Here is a 17,879-nt window from a genome sequence, read left to right as displayed (position 1 = left end):
AGGGATGCACAACGCAGCCAGAAGTGAGCACGGCCCGCTGCTCGAAGGAACGCCACCGTTGGTGTGCCGGAGCAGCGGTGCGAGTCATAGAGACGCATCCAACAGCTCGGCGCAATCCATCGACCATTTGACGCGGTAATCACTGACGACCTTTATGCGCTTTCATTCGAGGCCGTCGAAGGCGTCGTATGGCCTTAACCCATTCGCTGATCGTAGGTCCAACGCCGCACTTTCTGCGCACGAATGCCCGCTGCATCCGGATGTGCCGGGTTGATGAGGACGTTCGTCTCCTCCGGGACGATGACAGACGGTACAAGAAGCAGGGCGGTGGCGGCGTTATAGATCCATTTCTCACCTGTATCCAGGCTCGTCATACCGGGCGGGATTGCGTCCCATCCGATGGGCGCTGAGATGTTCGTGAAAACCGTCGCGGCCTGCCAGACGTTGTCGGGCACGTCCAGACGAACGAGGTAGCGGTTCAGCGGCAATCCCGCCGCGCGAATGTGAACCACGGTTTCCAGACAGGCCAGGGCGATGGTCGACGCACAGTACAAAACCGGCGTTCCGCGCCGGTTCCACCGGCCACCCGTCACCTTCGCGCCGGCACCGGAAAGATCGTCTGCGGGGTAGTTGGGCGCTTCGGTCGCGATCCGCCAGACCGCGACCGTCACGCGTACGCTCCGCTCTGTGCCTTCGCCAGCAGGGCAGCGACAAATTCCTGTCCCGCGACCGTATCCATGAACTCGGCGGGACGGCGCTGATCCAGTGCCGGGTTGGGCTGGTCCAGCCATTCGTTTACCCAGTGGGCGGCGTCGAAGCCTTCCGGATTCCCGGATTCCGCAACCATCGCTTCAACCTGGCCGACCAGCCTCGCCATACCGATCACCCGTTCGCTCTGCTCCGCGGACAGTCGCGCCTTCCCCTTGGCCTTACGGATGATGGTCGAGCGCGGCAGCCCCAAGGTCACCATCAGGTTGTCCTGCGAGGTTCCCATGTTGCGCGCAAGAACGTACACGTCGTAGGCATCCACGCCGTGCTTGATGAAGCTGATGCGCTCGAGCGGAGGCGCGTGATAGAGGGTGAGGTAATCGTTGATCTTCGTCGCGTGCGCTTTGCAAGCCCGCGACGGCGCGGCGGGTTTTGCCGGGACACGAACTGCAGCCTTGCGGGCCGGGCGACGGGCGGAGGTGGTGGGCGCGTTCACGGGTATCTCCAAATGAGACTTTATTATAGCTCAAATGGATGTAGCAAATCTGCCCAGCTGGGACGCATGCAATCGGGCCATCACCCGTAGCCGATGACGTTGAAGTCTCGAAGGGAGTATCGGCGAGCGCGCTGACGCGGCTTACCGTTCTGGCCGATCGATTGAATCGCGTGGGCCACCGGAAGGTCGTGTTGCGCATGGCCACCTGCCCCTGTCGGGATGCGCCTCGTCGGAGCGCGTATCTCGACAGCTGCCAACGCCACCAGCGATTCGGGTCAATTTCGTTCTTCCGGGCAGCGCCGGCACCCCTGGCGAACAAATGCGCCCTCGGCACGACCGCGTTCAGGAAAGCATGGCATTTGCCGATAACACGGTGGTGTGCCGGTAGAATATCCGGCGCTCTCATGGGCGGGGGAAGCTGGGGGGACCGCATCTGCGCCGTGCCGTGTGCGCCCGCTGGCCCCCTGGGCCTGCTAATGGGCGTTGCGTGTCATCGCGGATCCACAAACACCTTTCGTCCGTTGGATATCGAGGGGAACGGCCGACGCGACGAGCCACGCAGCAATGGCGCCTTCCCGGACGGGGGGCATGCGTAGCTGGATTGTCCGCAGACGTGAAGAGGCATCGTGCAGACGGTAACAAACAACAGGCGAGGGCGCGCATCGCTGACCGACCAGTTCTGGCGCAGCCGCTCGGCACCGCTGGCGCTGGTCTGCGGCGGCATTGTCATCGCACTCGTCGTGACAGCCCTGTTTGCGGCGGTGCTGTATCAGGGGCGCCTTGATGCAATGGAGCGCGCCCGCGAAACATCGCGCAATCTGGCGCTCATCGCCGAGCGGGATATCGAGCGGAACCTGGAGCTGTACGCGCTCTCGCTGCAGGCCGTTGTCGACGGCGTGCGCGACCCGGAAGTGATGGCATTGCCGCCGCGCCTGCGCGGGCAGGTGCTGTTTGATCGCGCCACGACTGCCAGAGACCTTGGTGCGATCCTGGTGCTGGACGCCTCGGGCAACATCATCATCGATTCTGCCAGCGAGGTACCGCGCACAGGCAATTTCGCCGATCGCCGTTATTTCACCGTGCAGCGCGACAATCCCAACGCGGGTCTCTACGTCAGCGATCCTTATCAGTCGCGCCTGCGTGATGGCTCAGCCAGCATCGCCATGACCCGGCGCATTTCCCGTCCGGATGGCTCGTTTGCCGGGATCGCGCTGATTGCGATCAACCTCGACTATTTTCACAGGCTTTTCGCCGGACTCTCCCTCGGGCCGCACGGCGCCATTTCGCTGATTGGCAAAAGCGGCATCATGGTCATGCGTCAGCCGTACGATGCGCGCACGCCCGGGCGCGACATTAGCAACGCGAGCACGTTCCGGCGCTTCAGAACCGCGGTGGAAGGCAGTTTCTCTGAGACCGCGTCGATAGACGGCGTGCGCCGCTTCTATTACTTCAGAAATTTTCCGGACCTGCCGCTGATCATCATGGTGGCCGAAGCCGAGCAGGACATCTACGCGGGGTGGCGGCGACGCGCGATCACTATCGGCTCGCTGATGGCCGCGTTTGCCCTCGGCTTCATCGGACTTTCATTCCTGCTGGGCGCCCAGTTGCGCCGCCGAATGCGAGCCGAATCGGAACTTGAACTGCTCGCAAGGACGGACGGGCTCACCGGCCTGCACAACCGCCGCACGCTGGGGGAGATCCTTGAGCAGGAGTGGCGTCGGGCGCGCCGCACCCGCAGCATCTTCTCCCTCCTTTTCGTCGATATCGACCGGTTCAAAGCCTACAACGACACGTATGGTCACCAGGCCGGAGACGATGCACTGGCAGCCGTCGCACGCTGCATCCGTGACAATATCCGGCGACCAGCGGACAGCGCCGCGCGTTACGGAGGCGAAGAATTCGTCGTGGTCCTGCCCGATACCGCGCCCGCCGGCGCAAGCCAGATTGCCGAGCAAATCCGCAGCGCGATCAGCGCACTCGCGATTGAGCATGCGGGCAGTGAATTCGGGCGCGTGACGGCGAGCATTGGCGCGGCCAGCTGGTGCCCCGACCAGCAGGGCGACGTCAGCAGCGTGATCCGCGCGGCCGACGAGGCGCTGTACAGCGCCAAGGCCACGGGTCGCAACCGGGTTGGGCAGTTCCGTGAGTCAGGGACGGGTGGAGCGGGCCAGCGCCAGCCGTGACCGTCGCGATGCGCCCTACCAGGCAGCAGTCGGTTTTGCCGACGCCGTCCGGGCCGCGAGAATGCCCCGGATGGTCGCCAGGGAGTGTTCGGCGACCGGACTCGACGTTTGTCGCCGCCGCACGGAAAACTCCGGCGTTCTCACCCCCAGGCGTCTGCAGACGGTGGAGAGATAAGGTTTGCCCGATCCGGCACATTCCGCGACGGCGCTGGCAATCGCGGCATCGCCAACGTGCCTGCGTAGCCATTCGAGCGTTTGCCGGTCCTTCTCGTTGTAGACCCTGACCAGGTGCTCCATCGTGCTTCCCGGGAATACTGTGTATAAATACAGTAATGTGAATTTATACAGGTTTAGCGGTGATGGCAAGCGCTCGGGCTGCTTCCTGACATGCTGATTTTCATTGTAATCAACTACATATATAAATGTTGCTTCTTGGTACATGCGGTGCTGTGTTGCGCCGGCTTGCAGGAGGAGAAATGTTTCACCGATTACTACCGTACCTTTTCGTTTTTGCCGCAACGTGCGCCGCTGCGGAAACTCCCTGCGACTTCAAGGGCGTATCCGTGGGGGAGAAAACGACGCCATCATCGCTGATGGCGTCTCTCGGGATAAAGAACTACAAGATGAACCCCGAGCGGTGGCAATCCGACAAGGTCCTTGAACTTGGGAAGAAATACGGACTCACCGCAGCGGCCGAAATCGAAGAGTGGAATGCGGGTCCAGCCTGCGATAGCGACTCATGCCGGATTCCATTTGGCTTGGGGGTCGGCAATAGCAATTCTCCGGTAAGCGTATTCGTTTCGTTCCCTGGAGGGCGCATCACAGAGATTGATGTACGGTGCAAGCTGGCATGTTGAACAGGACCCGAATTTCGTGATTACGGACTTGGAAACAAGAAAATCCGTCACGGTCGAGCGGATTACGCTAACACATCGCCCCAACGGCACGAATCGACACACCGGTGATGCCTGCATGATTTGGGGGGTCAACTATGACGTGGTCTTCCAGCATCATGACCCGCTGGGAGCGTATCACTCGGTGTTCGCTATCAAGCTTGTGTCCAACAACTTTTGAGCCAAGGTGTTGCGTCACACGGCGGCCGTTTCTGTTGCGCAGAATCTGGCAGGAAGCCTTGAGCTACCGTCGCCGCATGCCCGAAAAACGCAACACTTCAGAACATACCAACTGTCAAAGCCAGATCCAGATGTCCGGGTTTGGACTTTTTAGAGATGTCCGGTTCTGAGGTTCAGAAATATCTACTTTTAAGGGGCTTTAAAGCACCGAGCCTGCCCGCGCTCCGGCAGTTCCCAGGATCGCCTCATTCAGGTCCTCACGCGTCAGTTCACGCTGCGTGCGAGTGCCCACCTTGCGCTGCTTCGGACGCGGCGCTTGCCCCTGATTGGTCCTCGATGGCGAGCCTGACGCACGCCGTTCATCGCGCTGCGCCTGGATCACCTGCGCCATCTGCAACGTGTGTCCCAGCCGCTTGTTGTCGACCACCGCGGCCTGGTCAATCTCCGAGAGCCGGTCGTAGCGGACACAGGGCAGGGCAGCGCCATTGGCCCGGATCTCGATGCGCCCGTCCGGATACTCGAACACATCCAGATAACGGTGAACGAGGCTGCGGTTCGCCACCGTATCCTCCAGCAGATAGATCACGCGGTCGTACTGCACCGTCAGTACCTTCGATACGCGCCGCGGCACGCGGACCGTCAGGATCAGGTCGAGATCGTCGTCAGCGCGCAGCGGCCGGTGTGCATCGAATGTGCTCCTGGGCACCTTGCCGAACCGGCCGTTGAAGTCAGCGATGAAGTGGGGCGCATAAGCGTTGGCCGCCTCCCTGGTACTGATCCCGCGTAGCCGCAGTTCCTTCACGAGACGATCCTGCAACGTCAGATTCGCGCGCTCGACCCGACCCTTCGCCTGACTGCTGTTGGCGCAGAACGTATCGACATTGAGCTCGTACAGCGCGCGCCCAAACTGCGTCACGCCCTTGCCAGGCGTCACCGAATGGCTGTTGCAATGAAAGACGCTGGCCCTGTCGCTATACAGCGCAACCGGCTTGCCATGCTGTTCAAGGTACATCCGCATCGCCTCGAAGTAGCTGAAGGTCGATTCGGTCGCCGTAAAATGCAGCGCCATCAGCCGGCCCGTTGCATCGTCGATGAACACCAGCAGCGTGCACGCCGGTGCGCGCTCCTCGAACCAGCGATGATCGCTGCCATCGATCTGCACCAGCTCGCCCAGACACGCGCGGCGGTTTCTCGGCTGATGGAGCTTCGGCGGACGCTGCCGGCGTGGAATCCACAGCCCGGCGTCACGCATCCAGCGCCGCACCGTTTCCTTCGCCAGCACCACGCCGTGACATTCGCGCAGCTTCTCGCACGCCAGCGTCGGACCAAAATCGGCATAACGCTCACGCACCAGCGCCATCGTGCGTGCACGGACATCGACCGGCAGTTCGCGGTTACTGGGCTGACCCCGTCGCGCCGAGATGAGCCCGGCCGGTCCCGCGGCTTCATAGCGGCGCACCAGCCGGCTGACCTGACGCTCGCACAGCTGCAGCCGTCCTGCTGCCAGCACAATCGTCAGCCGGTGCTGGACGACCGCCTCAATGATCTTGACCCGCTCGAGCTCGTGCATGCTGATCGTGATGAATCCACGTGCGTTCATGTCCGGCTCCCAGGGCGATCACCATGGCGCAGCATGCGCGCAGCGCGTGGCCCAGGGGCGCCAAACCGGACATTTCTAATGAGCCAGAAGGGGGTGCGGCGGAATTCTTGGACCATCAGGAGGTAGTCCATGTATTCCTACGAAGATCGCATCCGAGCGGTCAAGCTCTACGTGAAGTTTGGAAAGCGCCTTTCCGCGACCGTTCGTCAATTGGGCTATCCCACAACGAAATCCCTCGAACGTTGGTATCACACATACGAGCGATGCCTGCATTTGCCGAGGGAACGTATTTGCGTGAGGCCGCGCTATTCGGCAGAACAAAAAAAGGCGGCCACAGACCACTACATGAACCACGGCCAGTGTCTGGCAGCAACGACAAAGGCCTTGGGATATCCGGGACGTGGGACGCTCGTCGCATGGCTCGACGAGTTGCATCCTGAACGAAAGAAACGCGCTCTCGGGAAGACTTCGGGTATTCGATACGCACCAGAGCTCAGGCAATCCGCGGTCATCGATCTGTGCACGCGAGGGGAAAGCGCTGAGGAAGTTGCCAAAAAGATTGGCGTGAGCCGCCCAACGTTGTACAACTGGAGAAATCGGTTACTGGGTCAGGAGGCTGTTTCGACCATGACACGCCGCAACGATCCGCCGCAGACCTCCGAGCAGACGACGCTGGAGCAGCAGGTCGAATCACTCCGACGAGACATCCGGAAGCTCCAGATCGAACACGACATCCTGAAGAAGGCCAATGAAATATTAAAAAAAGGCCTGGGCGTCGACCCGCAACTCCTGACGAATCGGGAGAAGACGGAGCTGGTTGATGCCCTCAAACAGACTTACACGCTGCCGGAGCTTCTTGCTGAATTGAGGCTTGCCCGTAGCTCCTACTTCTATCACCGGGCGCGGTTACAGAGTGCCGACAAGTATGCTAGTGCACGCCTTGCCATTGCAGATATCTTTGAACTGAATCACCGCTGCTACGGATATCGCCGGGTGCGTGCGGCACTCGGCAGACAGAAAGTGTTCATCTCGGAGAAGGTCGTTCGGCGCCTGATGAAGCAGGAAAATCTAAGCGCGGCCACGACGAGGCGACGTCGATACGGCTCCTACGCTGGAGAAATAGGTCCGGCTCCAGATAACCTTATCAATCGGGACTTCCGGGCCGCAGCACCGAATGAAAAATGGCTCACAGACATCACAGAGTTCCAGATTCCTGCCGGCAAAGTCTATCTGTCGCCAATCATTGACTGCTTCGATGGGCTTGTGATCAGCTGGTCGATCGGTACGCGACCAGACGCCGAGCTTGTGAACACGATGCTCGATGCTGCCGTCGAAGCAATGGGCAGCAGCAACAGCCGACCTGTGGTCCATTCGGATCGCGGTGCGCATTATCGCTGGCCAGGCTGGCTAACCCGAATACGTGAGGCCAATCTGATCCGTTCAATGTCGCGCAAAGGCTGCTCGCCTGACAACGCGGCGTGTGAAGGCTTCTTTGGACGGCTGAAAACGGAACTGTTTTACTCTCGAGACTGGCAGGCCATCAGCACCGACCAATTCATCGAGGTCGTTGATTCGTACATTCGCTGGTACAACGAGAAACGGATCAAGATCTCACTTGGCGCACTCAGTCCGATTGAATACCGGGAGAGTCTCGGGCTGACGACTTAAACCAGTCCAAGAATTCCGCCGCACCCCCGAACCCGGACATTACTAAAAAGCTCTGACACCAACAGAGTTGATAAATTATATTATGTCAAGTTATAGCGTACAGAACCGCACAGCCGAGGGCATTGATAACGTGTAGAATGTGGATAGATGTGCGCATATCTATCCACATGGAGGAGGTTCACATGGCACATGCAGCTGCCGCCGTGTCACGTAAGGCGACCAATGTCACACTGCCTGTCGACGTTTATGAGCGAGCGAAGGAACTGGGCATCAACTTCTCACGTGCGTGCGAGCAGGCTTTACGCGACGCAATCAAGGCCGAGGAAGGTCGTCGCTGGGCGCAGGAGAACGCGGAGTTCATTAAAAACACCAACGACTGGGTCGAAAAGAATGGCCTTCCACTCGCTGAATACCGGATGTTTTGATGGCGCGATTTGAAGTTTATGCCAATCCGGGCAAAAGCAAGGCAAATACGCCGTACCTTGTCGACGTGCAGAGCGACTTTCTCGATGGCCTAACTATTCGGGTTGTTGTCCCGCTGATTCGTGCTGACTCTTTCCCTCCCGGCAAACTGCCAGCAGATTTCACGCCGTCCTTCGAGATCGCTGGCGTCAAATGCCTGATGCACCCGGCATTCATTGCATCTGTTCCGTTAAACGAGCTGGGTCCCTCGATCAGTTCATTGCGGGAGCATCGGGACAAGATCACGGCAGCGCTTGACCGTCTGCTGGGCGGCTACTGATCAATCAACCACTGCTGCTGGCATTACCAAACGGGACCAACTCGGTCGACGCGACATTCCTCGCCAGCATCAAGCGATTTTGTCCCCTCACCCGGCTGCATCATGCAAGCTCTTGCATACAGTAGCTTCGTCGCCCTATCCTCGAAATTGAAGACCTTTGATTGTCGGTCGATGCGTAAGCGCACCGAAAATATAGGATACCGATAAATATTCGCTAAATTGGGTTTCTGTGCACTCGTGATTCACGACTTGAGGGAGCGCCACAGGCCGTCGTCGGCGAAATCACGACACCGCATTCCCGCCCAATCAGAGAGTTGGCCATAATGCGTCAGGAGTCCGACACATTTCGATCTCGTCACGATTTAAGAGAGAAACAAGTCTTCGGCTCAAGCGGTGAAGCGCGGGACAAAAGATCACCCGCGGCGTTTCGCGGATTTCGACGTAGCAGGCGGACGTGCAACCGGCTTTTGAGATGCGGCAGAACGGTTGACCTTCGACGTGCCGGGATCGGTGTTGCCCCTGGCCTTTTTCAGGGCGGCGGCGCTGGACTTCGCGGTCGGCGTCGCGACCTTGCTTTTCGGTGCCGATTTCACGGTGGTCGCGGACGACTTCGGCGTAGTCGAGGCGGACGTTCTCGCTTTTTGCGAAGTGGATACCTTGCGCGTGCGGTTGCCTCGGACCGTGTCGGCATCTGCAAAGGGTTCCGTGTCAATATCGATACCGAATACATCGCCCAGAACCGCATTGTCGAGCAGCTTGCCGGACGCCGGGACGGTTTTTCCCGCACCAGACAAATTCTCGTTCGTGTGATTGACGAGATCGGACGGGTCAACGCCACGTAACGTAAAGAGCAATTCGGGCTGCTGGTCGAACCGTGCGCCGATGCCATAGAGTACCGCTGCGACGTGCTTGCACATCACCGCCCAATCCAGGCAGTTGCAACCGAACCTGATGTCCTTCGGTGCGGGGAAAAGCCCGGTGCCGGGCTTGCAGATGCGGCCCATCACGGCAGCCGATAGCTTGCCCAGCAGCAATTCGACCATCGAGTCAATCGACGACGAACAGTCGGCGCTCAACGCACGCCACTGCTTTTGTGGACAGGCTGCGACATCAATCTTGATTTCGTACAGGCTTGATCCCATCACCTGTGCATGGATCTTGCCCGCCGTAATCTGCAGGTCGATCACCGACCCATTGCGCACGTAGGTGCGACCTCTTGGCAGGCGACTGTCGTAATCGCTGTAATGCTCCAGATTGTCGCACCACGCTTTGCCCCAGAAGGTCTTTGCTATCGCGCCACGATACGGTGCGATGGGTGAGAGGGTCTTGCCAGCCTTGATCGCTCTGGCGACCAGCTGCTCCGCTTTTTTTCGGCGCTCGGCCACCGGGACGTAAGGTTTCCATCCACCGTAGTTAGCCATCAGCGTTCCTCTTCATGATCAGTTTTCCTGCGCGGAATGAATATCGAGCTTGACAAGAGCGAGCAGCTCCTGGTCACTCATCTCGGTCAGCTGCAGTTCCGCACCGCCTTCAAGCATATCGTTCACCAACTGCTGCTTCGATTCGATCAGTTGGTCAATCCGATCCTCGACCGTACCCTGGCAAACAAACTTGTGCACCAGAACATTCTTGCGCTGGCCAATGCGAAATGCCCGATCGGTCGCCTGATTCTCTACGGCGGGATTCCACCAACGGTCGAAGTGAATCACGTGGGAAGCCGATGTGAGATTCAATCCCGATCCTCCCGCTTTGAGCGACAGCACGAAGAACGGTGTTGATTCGTCCTCCTGGAACTGTCTGACCAGTTCGCGCCGTTTGCCTACAGGCGTTCCGCCATGGAGAACCAGGCCCTCCCGTCCGAAAAGGGATCCCAGGAACGCAGCAAGTGGCTCGGTGGTCTCGCGGAACTGCGTAAACACCAGTACCTTTTCCTGCTTGGCCGCGATCACGTCGACCAACTCCCGCAGACGGGCAAATTTGCCGCTGGCTTCGGGGCTCCATGCCGCGTCGCCAAGCCACTGGGACGGATGGTTGCATATCTGCTTGAAACGCATCAGGTAGCTTAATACGATGCCTTTGCGTTCAATACCCTCGGCGCCGTCGAGCGCCGCCGCCAGGTCCTTTACCGCGCGTTCGTACAACGCGGCCTGGACGGGGCTCAGGTGGCACCACGCTTTGAGTTCGGTTTTTTCCGGGAGGTCGGCGATAACACGCCTGTCTGTTTTCAGACGGCGCAAGATGTAGGGTCGCACAAGCGTGCGAAGCGGGCCAAAATGCTCGATTTTCGCCAAACGCCGCGTGAGACCGGCAAATTCCTTCGCCGAACCCAACAGCCCTGGATGCGTGAAATCAAAAATGGACCACAGATCCGACGAGCGGTTTTCCACCGGGGTGCCCGTCAGGGCGATACGTGACTGGGCCTGAAGCTTCTTTACCTGTTTCGTCTGCCTGGCGCCGGGATTCTTGATCGCCTGGGCCTCGTCGACAATCGCGATGCGCCACTGGATCGTTTCCAGAGCGGGTTGACGCAGCAGCGAACCGAAACTGGTAATGACGAGGTCTGTCTGCGTGAGCTGCGCGTCGTTCAGTGCGCGTAGTTCTTCTGCTGGCGTCACGGACGGGTGAGCCACCAGCACGCGCAGGCCGGGTGCGAAGCGTTCGGCTTCCGCGACCCAGTTTGCCAGCAAGGACGCGGGTGCGATCAGCAGGCTCGGGCGCGAGTCGGCCTGATCGCGCTTCAGGACCAATAGCAGGGAGAGTACCTGCATCGTCTTTCCGAGGCCCATGTCGTCGGCCAGACACGCTCCCAACCCAAGTTGGCTAAGCAGGTATAGCCATCGCACGCCGGCCCGCTGGTATGGGCGAAGCTGGGCTCTCAGGTCGGGGCCCGGATCGACCTGCGCCAACCCTTCCGGTTGGCGTAAATGCCCAAGCGTCTCTGCCAGCCAGTTTCCTGCAACGACCTGCGCCCAGTTCCGCTCGTCGGAGCCTTCAGCTTCGTCGCCTGATACACCCGCCAGGAGACGCAAGGCATCGTTCAACGGCAGTCCCGATTGCGCGGCCTTCTCCAGACTCTCAAAGCGGTGGAGTACGTGGCCAAGTTTTTTCGTGTCCACTTCGATCCAGCGCCCCCGAATCCACTGGAGACCGTCAGCACCCTTGAGCAGACGCCTGATCTCGGCGGGAGTTAACGGCTCGCCATCGAGCGACACCTCCATTCTGAAGTCGAGCAGCGCATCCTTGCCGAGGAGCGACGGAGGCTGTGTCCCAACGCTGGCCCTGACCGCGGGTCGCGCGGGGCGGCCCGTCGCCCAGGTAGCCGGCAGCCGAACCATGATTCCGGCAGATTCCAGAGCGGGCAAATCGCAGAGAAGACGGTAAGCATCAGCCGGCATCCAGCGCAACGGGTGGTATATTTCGCGCGATTCGAGCATCGCACGAAGCCAGTCGCAGCGTTCAGCGGCGCGCTGAACCGGCATCAGGAGAGAGAGCAGCTTCGCCTTGTTCCGCGCACCAGAAAATTCCTCGAGCGCCCGCGAAAGTGGTTGATGTTGTGTCTTGCCATGGGCCGAGATGCGCGCTGCGTAGGTTGCCAGGAAGGCGAAAGGGGCTTCAGGGTCCTTGCGGTTTTCGGCAAGGTTGAAGTGAACACGGCCCACAAGATTCCAGGCAGGATGACGCGACTTGAGATATGTCTGAAGCGACTCCCCCGTGCTTGCCAGCTCATCACGTAAAGCGATGTCGATTTTGCCCCACAATGCGACCAGGACATCCGACGTGAGATATTCGGCACCCGTCATGGGCGGCGCATCTTCGATCAGTCTTTCGAAGTCCCCTGTGTCCGGTTGAGAGACTGCGACTTCCTCGCCTTCTGGCGTCGTGCATAAAGACGTGACATAGCGGGCGCCAAAGTCGCGCCACCATGCCCACGCAGGCGGCAGTGCACGCCCTATGGTTGCGCTCCCCAGATAGAGCAGCCCATGACCCGTGCCGCGCCTGAAGGAGGCACCCAGCGCAACGTCATCTGGCAAGGCAGGCGCATCGACGTCCGGCGCTGCAAGGAGGTGGCCTGCCGGTGTGATTTTTGGCGCGAGACGATCGCTATCGGTCGAAAACATGGATGGTCGAGAGGAAAGTTCCGGAGTCGAATGACTGTTCGAATGCAGGCGGCATGTAGCCTCGCGTGCAGATGACGTAATCTTGCGCCCCGGGATAAATTGCTATTTCTGGTCATGGTGCTGGCTTTCGGCAGCATGTTGTATGGCGTTGCCGGGTGACGCTTCTGTCCGCGCCGAACAAGGTTTGACCCGCAGGCAGCGGCACCCGAAACTTTCCTTGAGGTGCAAGCCGGTTCGAGAGCGGTCAGTGCTTCGTCATGTGCCCTGGTACGCCTCCTGTTACCGATGCAATGCCGTGCGCATTGATGGTGTTCAACGCTTCGGCCAGCGCGGCTCCGTCGGTCGGAAACGGGTCGTCCCAGACTGTCGATGTTCCGAGCGGGTCGATGATTTCCAATATCCAGCCATCGCGGCTGTCGTCTCCGGCCCGATAGATGTGCACATCGACCGACGTGCCTTCGCGAGTGACGCCCGTAGACAGCGGGGACAATGCAAGCGGATGAAACGCATCTTCCGTCGTCCGGCCGAGCGAATCGACAAGGAACAGGTCTTCGGACTCATTCTCGTCTCGCGCGTCCAGATCGCTGCGCCCGGTATGCTTGCCTGTCCTGTCTTTCGGCCTTGAAGCCGCCGCGATCATGTTCGGCCGCTCGCCCTGCTCCATCAATTTTCGACGCTCCTCGCACCAATATTGATGGATATTGAGCGCTGCGGCCGCGAGCAGGTTTGCGAATGACCGGCGTTGCCCGACCGTGTAATCTCGCTGCTCCAGTTCGTGGTATCCGGAGGCCGTTCCAAACAACAGGACGACATTGAACCACTCGGGGTGTCGTTCAAGCAGCGGCTCCCAGGCCTCCCGGTCAATGTTGATGCCTTTGCAATAACCCTCGCACCATTCGTCGAGGATGAGAACCTCTTCGCCCTTACACCCGGTGGTGTGCAACGGGGGCTCGAACAGATCGGGACAGCGATTCAGAGCATTGTTGATATCGTTCCAGTATCGGATGATCAGTCCGGTAATCTTGCGTGCCCGCCCTGCTGACAAGAATCTGGGTTGACGTGTTGCGTGCCTTGCATCCCAAACCCACGGAAGAATCGCGCTCGGCATGACCGTGTTCGGTCCACAGATGACGGCGGTCAGAAAGCCGTGCAACATGACGACGTCCATCGCATCGTCGCAAACGGCATTGCTCGAAAGAAAGCGTTCGAGGACATCAAACTCTTCGTCAGTCAGTGGATCGTCCGATTCGGGATCGAGAGTCATGATATTCTCATTGGGATACACGGTAGACGCGATGCTGATCGCCTGTGCATGTCGCTGTCGCCGACATGCCAGTATTTTACCCGATGGAGCGATGCGCAAATCGGACTGCCGGTCGGCAGGCGATGAAATTCTTTCGCGCACATGTCGCTAACCCCTGTGATTGATAGGGACGCGTTTTCTGGCGAAACTCCAGTTTCGCGACACCACATCCCCAGTGGTCCCGCACCTGAAACGCCCGGATGCCCAGTCACGGGCTTCCGTACTCTTTCCCCGATGCGACGTCGGTGTCCGCCGTGCGTGCACACAGCCATGACTTCGCGCCCGTCAACGAGCGCTATTACCCGCTCCTACCCGGAGATGGCAAGTCGACGCGCGGCGCACTTTGACGCATCCGTGGGCTACTCGCGAACGTCCTCGGCGCCCCCCCCCCCGGCGTCTGCCCGATGCAGATGGCGTTTTTCCATGCGTTCCACCGTCGAAGCCCTCCGCCAGGCGATCAGCTCTTCCTAGAAGCGTTCGAGCTGACGGCTACGAGGGCGAATCCGCAGGCTATCGTTTCCAGCTCCTTGCCGAGTCACAGCCAGCCCCCTTTGTGATTCTCGGAGCCGGGTGCAGAAGATGAAGCGCCCGTTGTCAGTCAGGCATCTGGTCGAGCACGCTGGTCACTTTTCAGGTCGCTGAGACGACGGTTAACCGCTGTATTGAATGTGACGGAGATGAAGTTGGTCACCTGCCGCGTGCTTTTATCGGCAGCAGGCTTGTTGAGTGGAACGACGACGGAAATTCGAACTTTTACATAGGAATCCTACTCTATAACTGCTAATTTGATTTATGTCAAATGTATAGGATACCTATTTAGTTTCCAAAGGCCAGCGAAGCGCAGAAAGCATTAAGTTCGGCCATCGCGTGATCCGAGACGGCCTGCTCGCATCATCCACCGAGGGCATTCGGGAGCGTGTCAGTCCCGGGGGCGCCATTGACAGTATTGCGGCCCGGTCTGTCTCTTGCCGCATTGCAAGGCAATCCTCCTGTGATGAGGTTGATCAATAACTCCGTGCCCTGGAGGCCTGGTCGAAGCGTACCCGGAAACAGCGACGACTGTCCGAGGATTTACTGGCTCGCGCCGGCAGGCACCGCGCTGGCCATGGACGATGGCGTGGCGGCAACTGGCGCTTCGCTGGATGCCGGAGTGTTTGGCGGGGCCGCACTGTCGCTTGCGCTCCGCGCAGCGGCGCTCTGTCCCGCCGCGCCGCTAACGCCCGCTGTATTGGTCATTACGCCGCTGCTGGCGGAGCCCATCGTATTGCTGGCTTTTTCGTCAACTTTCTTGCAGGCGCCCATGCCGAACATGAGCACCGTCGCCGCCAGCACGGCGGACGAGTAACGTGTAATCGGCTGCATTGTCGAACCCTCCTTGCTGAGAGGGGCCGACCCATCGACGCATCGGCCGGTGTGTGTTTTCCACCCTAAGCAACGTTCATTCCCCACGCCATCGACGTCCGGGCCGGAAGCTTGCATACGAACCGACGGACGGAATCACGGAGCGGAGCGCCAAGCGCATATCCGTCTCGCTACCATTTCTTCTTTTTGCCCGCGACCGTGATGTCCGAATGTAGCCCCCGCGTCGCTGCCGTGTGCCTGGTCTTCAGAAATTACGAGACATGCCAGTGAAATGTGATTTGCATGGTTGCATACGCATGCCATGGTCGGCGTTTCGACAACCCGACCTGCGCGATTGCACCGAGTAACGCGTGCAGCGACACGGGCTTGCCGAGATGGGCGTCAAATCCCGCGCGGAGTGCTTCTTCCGCATCGCTCTGCCTGCCGAACCCCGTCAGCGCGAAAGCCGGCACCGCCTCCAATCCGGGTAGCTTGCGCAGCGCGGCGATGAGTTCGTAGCCGCTCATGCCAGGCATACCGATGTCTGACAGGATCAGGTCGAATTCGTTTTCCCTGGCCGCCGCAAGCGCATCCGGACCATTGCATTCGGCCCGCACCTGTGTGCCTTCCAGTTCAAGTAGTGCGCGAAAACCTTCCAGTCCTTCCACAGAGTCATCGACAAGCAGGACGCGTAGTCCTCTGAGGACGCTTGTATCGGCCTGCAAGTGCCGACTCGCCGGATGCGCCGAGTGCGGCACCTCCGGCAGCCTCAGACTGAACCGCGCCCCGGCTCCCAGACCTTCCGAATGCGCCTCAATCGTTCCGCCGTGCATTTCGACCAGTTGCCTGACGAGCGAAAGGCCAATGCCCAGTCCGCCGCGCTCGCGACCCGCACCGGTATCCGCCTGACTGAACATGTCAAACACACGTGGCAGAAAATCCGGCGCGATGCCCTGCCCTGTGTCAGCGACATCGACGCACAAGAACCCGTCCTTGTGAGACACGTTCACGTCTACCCGTCCACCCGAGGGCGTGAATTTCAACGCGTTGCGCACCAGATTCCACAATATCTGTTCGACGCGCACCGGGTCGGCCTGAATCGTCGCAGCGCTTTCCGTACCGGTCACTGCAAGGGCAACGCCGCTGGCAGCCGCATCGACTGCGCTCGCGTCGATTACCGCGTGCACGATCGACGCTGCATCAACGGTCGCGAAATGGAGCGCAAGCTTTCCGGTGCGTGCGCGCGACAGATCCAGCAGGTCGTCGATGATCTTCGCCTGGCCGACCACCGAGCGCAGGATCGCATCCGCCGCGTCCTGCACGAGCGTTATCTTCCGGACCTCGGGCGCGCGCGTCAGCATCTCGGCCTTGACATGGATCAGGTTCAGCGGATTTTTCAGTTCATGCGATAGCACGGCAAAAAACTCGTCCTTCTGTCGATTCGCCGATTCGGCGCGCTCGCGAACGCGCCGTTCAAGTTCGAGCCTGAGTGCCTGCTGACTCTCGATGCTTTTGCGGTCCGTCACGTCCCGCGCGATCTTTGCGTAACCGTTGAATTCTTCGCTCGCAATCAACGTCATCACGCCGCTGCAATAGATCCGCTTACCGTCGCTTCGCACGTGCCAGCGTTCATCCTCGGCCCGCCCGGTGTCCTTTGCCTGTGTTCGCTCCGCAAGCGGCGCTCCCTGCGCCCGGTCCTCTGCGGTGAAGATCAGGTCGATCGGCTGCCCCAGCACTTCGGATTCCGCGTAGCCGAAAATATTCTGGGCGCCCTTGTTCCAGCTGACGATCGCGCCATCGGGATCCTGCACAATGATCGCATAGTCGTCGGTAGTCAGTGCAGCGAACTTCAGACGCTCTTCACTGCTGCGCGCCGACTGCTCCGCCTGCCGTCGCCTGGTGATATCGATCAGCGTCAGCACGGCGCCATCGATGCGGTCGTCAAGCGTCCTGTACGGCAAGAGCCGGGCAATGAACCATTCGCCGTCGTTCGTGCAGACTTCCCGCTCAGTCGTCTTGAGCGCCTCGAACGCCGCTGCGACATCTGCCGCCAGTTCGGGATAATTCAGGCGATGGGTAAGGTCCAGCAGCGGGCGGCCCACGTCCGTCGCGATCAACCTGAAGATGCCAACGGCGGGTTCGGTGAAGCGTTTGATGCGCATCTGTCGGTCCACAAAGATGGTCGCGATCCCCGTCGACGCTATCAGGTTCTGCAAATCGTCCTTGGCCTTGGCCTCGTCCTCCACCTTCGATTGCAATTCGGCGTTGACGGTGACCAGTTCCTCGTTGACGGACTGCAGTTCCTCCTTGCTGGTTTCGAGTTCTTCCGTCGCTGACCGGAGTTCCTCGTTGATCGCCTGCAACTCTTCGTTGGACGCCTTCAGCTCCTCCGTCGATAGGTTCGCCTGTTCGATATTGGACTGCAGCAGTTCTTTCGTGCGGCGCAGTTCGCCTTCCAGATGGGCGATGACGGGATTGTGGTCCGCATGACGGCCAGTGTCCGGTTCGCCTGTGCTTTCCTCAATCGCGATCTCATTGAAAAGCACGGCCATCACGTCGCCGCCCGCCAGGTCGTCATGAAACGGATGCACCGTCATCCTGACGTACGAATTGGCGTCGCCTTGTGGGAAACGGACGTTTTCCGCAT

At 59.9% G+C, this 17,879-nt stretch carries 14 protein-coding genes; 6 read left to right on the top strand and 8 right to left on the bottom strand.

Annotation, left to right across the window (positions count from 1 at the left end):
• Nucleotides 1–194: 194 nt before the first annotated feature.
• Together SB822_RS28470 and SB822_RS28465 are read right to left on the bottom strand one after the other, a co-directional pair.
• A complete protein-coding gene (locus tag SB822_RS28470; protein WP_042305802.1) occupies nucleotides 195–671 on the bottom strand; it encodes an RES family NAD+ phosphorylase in 477 nt (158 codons plus the stop codon).
• Entirely contained in the window at nucleotides 668–1,204 is a 537-nt protein-coding gene (locus SB822_RS28465; protein ID WP_410856124.1) for an antitoxin Xre-like helix-turn-helix domain-containing protein, read from the bottom strand. Before SB822_RS28465 ends, SB822_RS28470 begins: the two co-directional genes overlap by 4 nt.
• A gap of 665 nt (nucleotides 1,205–1,869) precedes the next feature.
• Here SB822_RS28465 and SB822_RS28460 point away from each other — a divergent pair.
• Entirely contained in the window at nucleotides 1,870–3,387 is a 1,518-nt protein-coding gene (locus SB822_RS28460) for a diguanylate cyclase (RefSeq protein WP_410856212.1), read from the top strand.
• A 15-nt stretch (nucleotides 3,388–3,402) separates the two neighbouring features.
• Here the strand turns inward: SB822_RS28460 and SB822_RS28455 are convergent, their stop codons facing one another.
• Nucleotides 3,403–3,684, bottom strand: coding sequence for a hypothetical protein (locus SB822_RS28455; protein WP_410856123.1), 282 nt, complete (start codon nucleotides 3,682–3,684; stop codon nucleotides 3,403–3,405).
• Between the two features lie 534 nt (nucleotides 3,685–4,218).
• On the opposite strand from SB822_RS28455, the gene SB822_RS28450 reads away from it, so the two are divergent.
• Nucleotides 4,219–4,461: a hypothetical protein gene (locus tag SB822_RS28450; RefSeq protein WP_410856122.1), complete on the top strand. Its 243-nt coding sequence runs from the start codon at nucleotides 4,219–4,221 to the stop codon at nucleotides 4,459–4,461.
• 198 nt (nucleotides 4,462–4,659) lie between these two features.
• On the opposite strand, the gene SB822_RS28445 is transcribed toward SB822_RS28450, so the two are convergent.
• Complete coding sequence (locus SB822_RS28445; protein WP_410856121.1) at nucleotides 4,660–6,060, bottom strand: ISNCY family transposase; 1,401 nt, start codon at nucleotides 6,058–6,060, stop codon at nucleotides 4,660–4,662.
• A 129-nt stretch (nucleotides 6,061–6,189) separates the two neighbouring features.
• Between SB822_RS28445 and SB822_RS28440 the strand changes: the two genes are divergently transcribed.
• From SB822_RS28440 to SB822_RS28430, 3 genes are all read left to right on the top strand, one after another.
• Nucleotides 6,190–7,728 (top strand): IS3 family transposase, encoded by a 1,539-nt coding sequence (locus SB822_RS28440; RefSeq protein WP_086908662.1) that lies wholly within the window; start codon nucleotides 6,190–6,192, stop codon nucleotides 7,726–7,728.
• A 182-nt stretch (nucleotides 7,729–7,910) separates the two neighbouring features.
• Nucleotides 7,911–8,153, top strand: a complete 243-nt coding sequence (locus SB822_RS28435) for a type II toxin-antitoxin system CcdA family antitoxin (RefSeq protein WP_039901976.1) — start codon at nucleotides 7,911–7,913, stop codon at nucleotides 8,151–8,153.
• Nucleotides 8,153–8,470 carry a CcdB family protein gene (locus tag SB822_RS28430; protein ID WP_009769807.1) on the top strand — a complete coding sequence of 106 codons (318 nt, stop codon included), beginning with the start codon at nucleotides 8,153–8,155 and terminating at the stop codon, nucleotides 8,468–8,470. The genes SB822_RS28435 and SB822_RS28430 overlap by 1 nt, the downstream gene beginning before the upstream one ends.
• A 413-nt stretch (nucleotides 8,471–8,883) precedes the next feature.
• Here the strand turns inward: SB822_RS28430 and SB822_RS28425 are convergent, their stop codons facing one another.
• The 3 genes from SB822_RS28425 to SB822_RS28415 all read right to left on the bottom strand — a co-directional run bounded on the left by SB822_RS28425 (nucleotide 8,884) and on the right by SB822_RS28415 (nucleotide 13,852).
• Nucleotides 8,884–9,891: a hypothetical protein gene (locus SB822_RS28425; protein WP_086910724.1), complete on the bottom strand. Its 1,008-nt coding sequence runs from the start codon at nucleotides 9,889–9,891 to the stop codon at nucleotides 8,884–8,886.
• A gap of 18 nt (nucleotides 9,892–9,909) precedes the next feature.
• Entirely contained in the window at nucleotides 9,910–12,588 is a 2,679-nt protein-coding gene (locus tag SB822_RS28420) for a DEAD/DEAH box helicase (RefSeq protein ID WP_410856120.1), read from the bottom strand.
• A gap of 244 nt (nucleotides 12,589–12,832) precedes the next feature.
• Entirely contained in the window at nucleotides 12,833–13,852 is a 1,020-nt protein-coding gene (locus SB822_RS28415) for a UPF0149 family protein (protein WP_410856119.1), read from the bottom strand.
• A 1,144-nt stretch (nucleotides 13,853–14,996) separates the two neighbouring features.
• On the opposite strand from SB822_RS28415, the gene SB822_RS28410 reads away from it, so the two are divergent.
• Nucleotides 14,997–15,236 (top strand): hypothetical protein, encoded by a 240-nt coding sequence (locus tag SB822_RS28410; protein WP_410856118.1) that lies wholly within the window; start codon nucleotides 14,997–14,999, stop codon nucleotides 15,234–15,236.
• Nucleotides 15,237–15,504: 268 nt separating this feature from the next.
• Here SB822_RS28410 and SB822_RS28405 read toward each other — a convergent pair.
• On the bottom strand, nucleotides 15,505–17,879 hold a 2,375-nt coding region (locus SB822_RS28405; protein WP_410856117.1), incomplete at its 5' end, for an ATP-binding protein.

Origin of the sequence: Paraburkholderia sp. SIMBA_054 (assembly GCF_046534875.1) — a bacterium.
GTDB lineage: Bacteria > Pseudomonadota > Gammaproteobacteria > Burkholderiales > Burkholderiaceae > Paraburkholderia > Paraburkholderia hospita.
This window is presented reverse-complemented; position numbering and strand designations above follow the sequence as displayed.

Excerpts from the sequence above, each read along its gene's own strand:
- SB822_RS28420 (WP_410856120.1), bottom strand. The coding sequence starts at position 12,588 with ATGTTTTCGACCGATAGCGATCGTCTCGCGCCAAAAATCACACCGGCA.
- SB822_RS28440 (WP_086908662.1), top strand. The coding sequence starts at position 6,190 with ATGTATTCCTACGAAGATCGCATCCGAGCGGTCAAGCTCTACGTGAAG.
- SB822_RS28455 (WP_410856123.1), bottom strand. The coding sequence starts at position 3,684 with ATGGAGCACCTGGTCAGGGTCTACAACGAGAAGGACCGGCAAACGCTC.
- SB822_RS28415 (WP_410856119.1), bottom strand. The coding sequence starts at position 13,852 with ATGACTCTCGATCCCGAATCGGACGATCCACTGACTGACGAAGAGTTT.
- SB822_RS28445 (WP_410856121.1), bottom strand. The coding sequence starts at position 6,060 with ATGAACGCACGTGGATTCATCACGATCAGCATGCACGAGCTCGAGCGG.
- SB822_RS28450 (WP_410856122.1), top strand. The coding sequence starts at position 4,219 with ATGTACGGTGCAAGCTGGCATGTTGAACAGGACCCGAATTTCGTGATT.
- SB822_RS28410 (WP_410856118.1), top strand. The coding sequence starts at position 14,997 with ATGGACGATGGCGTGGCGGCAACTGGCGCTTCGCTGGATGCCGGAGTG.
- SB822_RS28435 (WP_039901976.1), top strand. The coding sequence starts at position 7,911 with ATGGCACATGCAGCTGCCGCCGTGTCACGTAAGGCGACCAATGTCACA.
- SB822_RS28430 (WP_009769807.1), top strand. The coding sequence starts at position 8,153 with ATGGCGCGATTTGAAGTTTATGCCAATCCGGGCAAAAGCAAGGCAAAT.
- SB822_RS28425 (WP_086910724.1), bottom strand. The coding sequence starts at position 9,891 with ATGGCTAACTACGGTGGATGGAAACCTTACGTCCCGGTGGCCGAGCGC.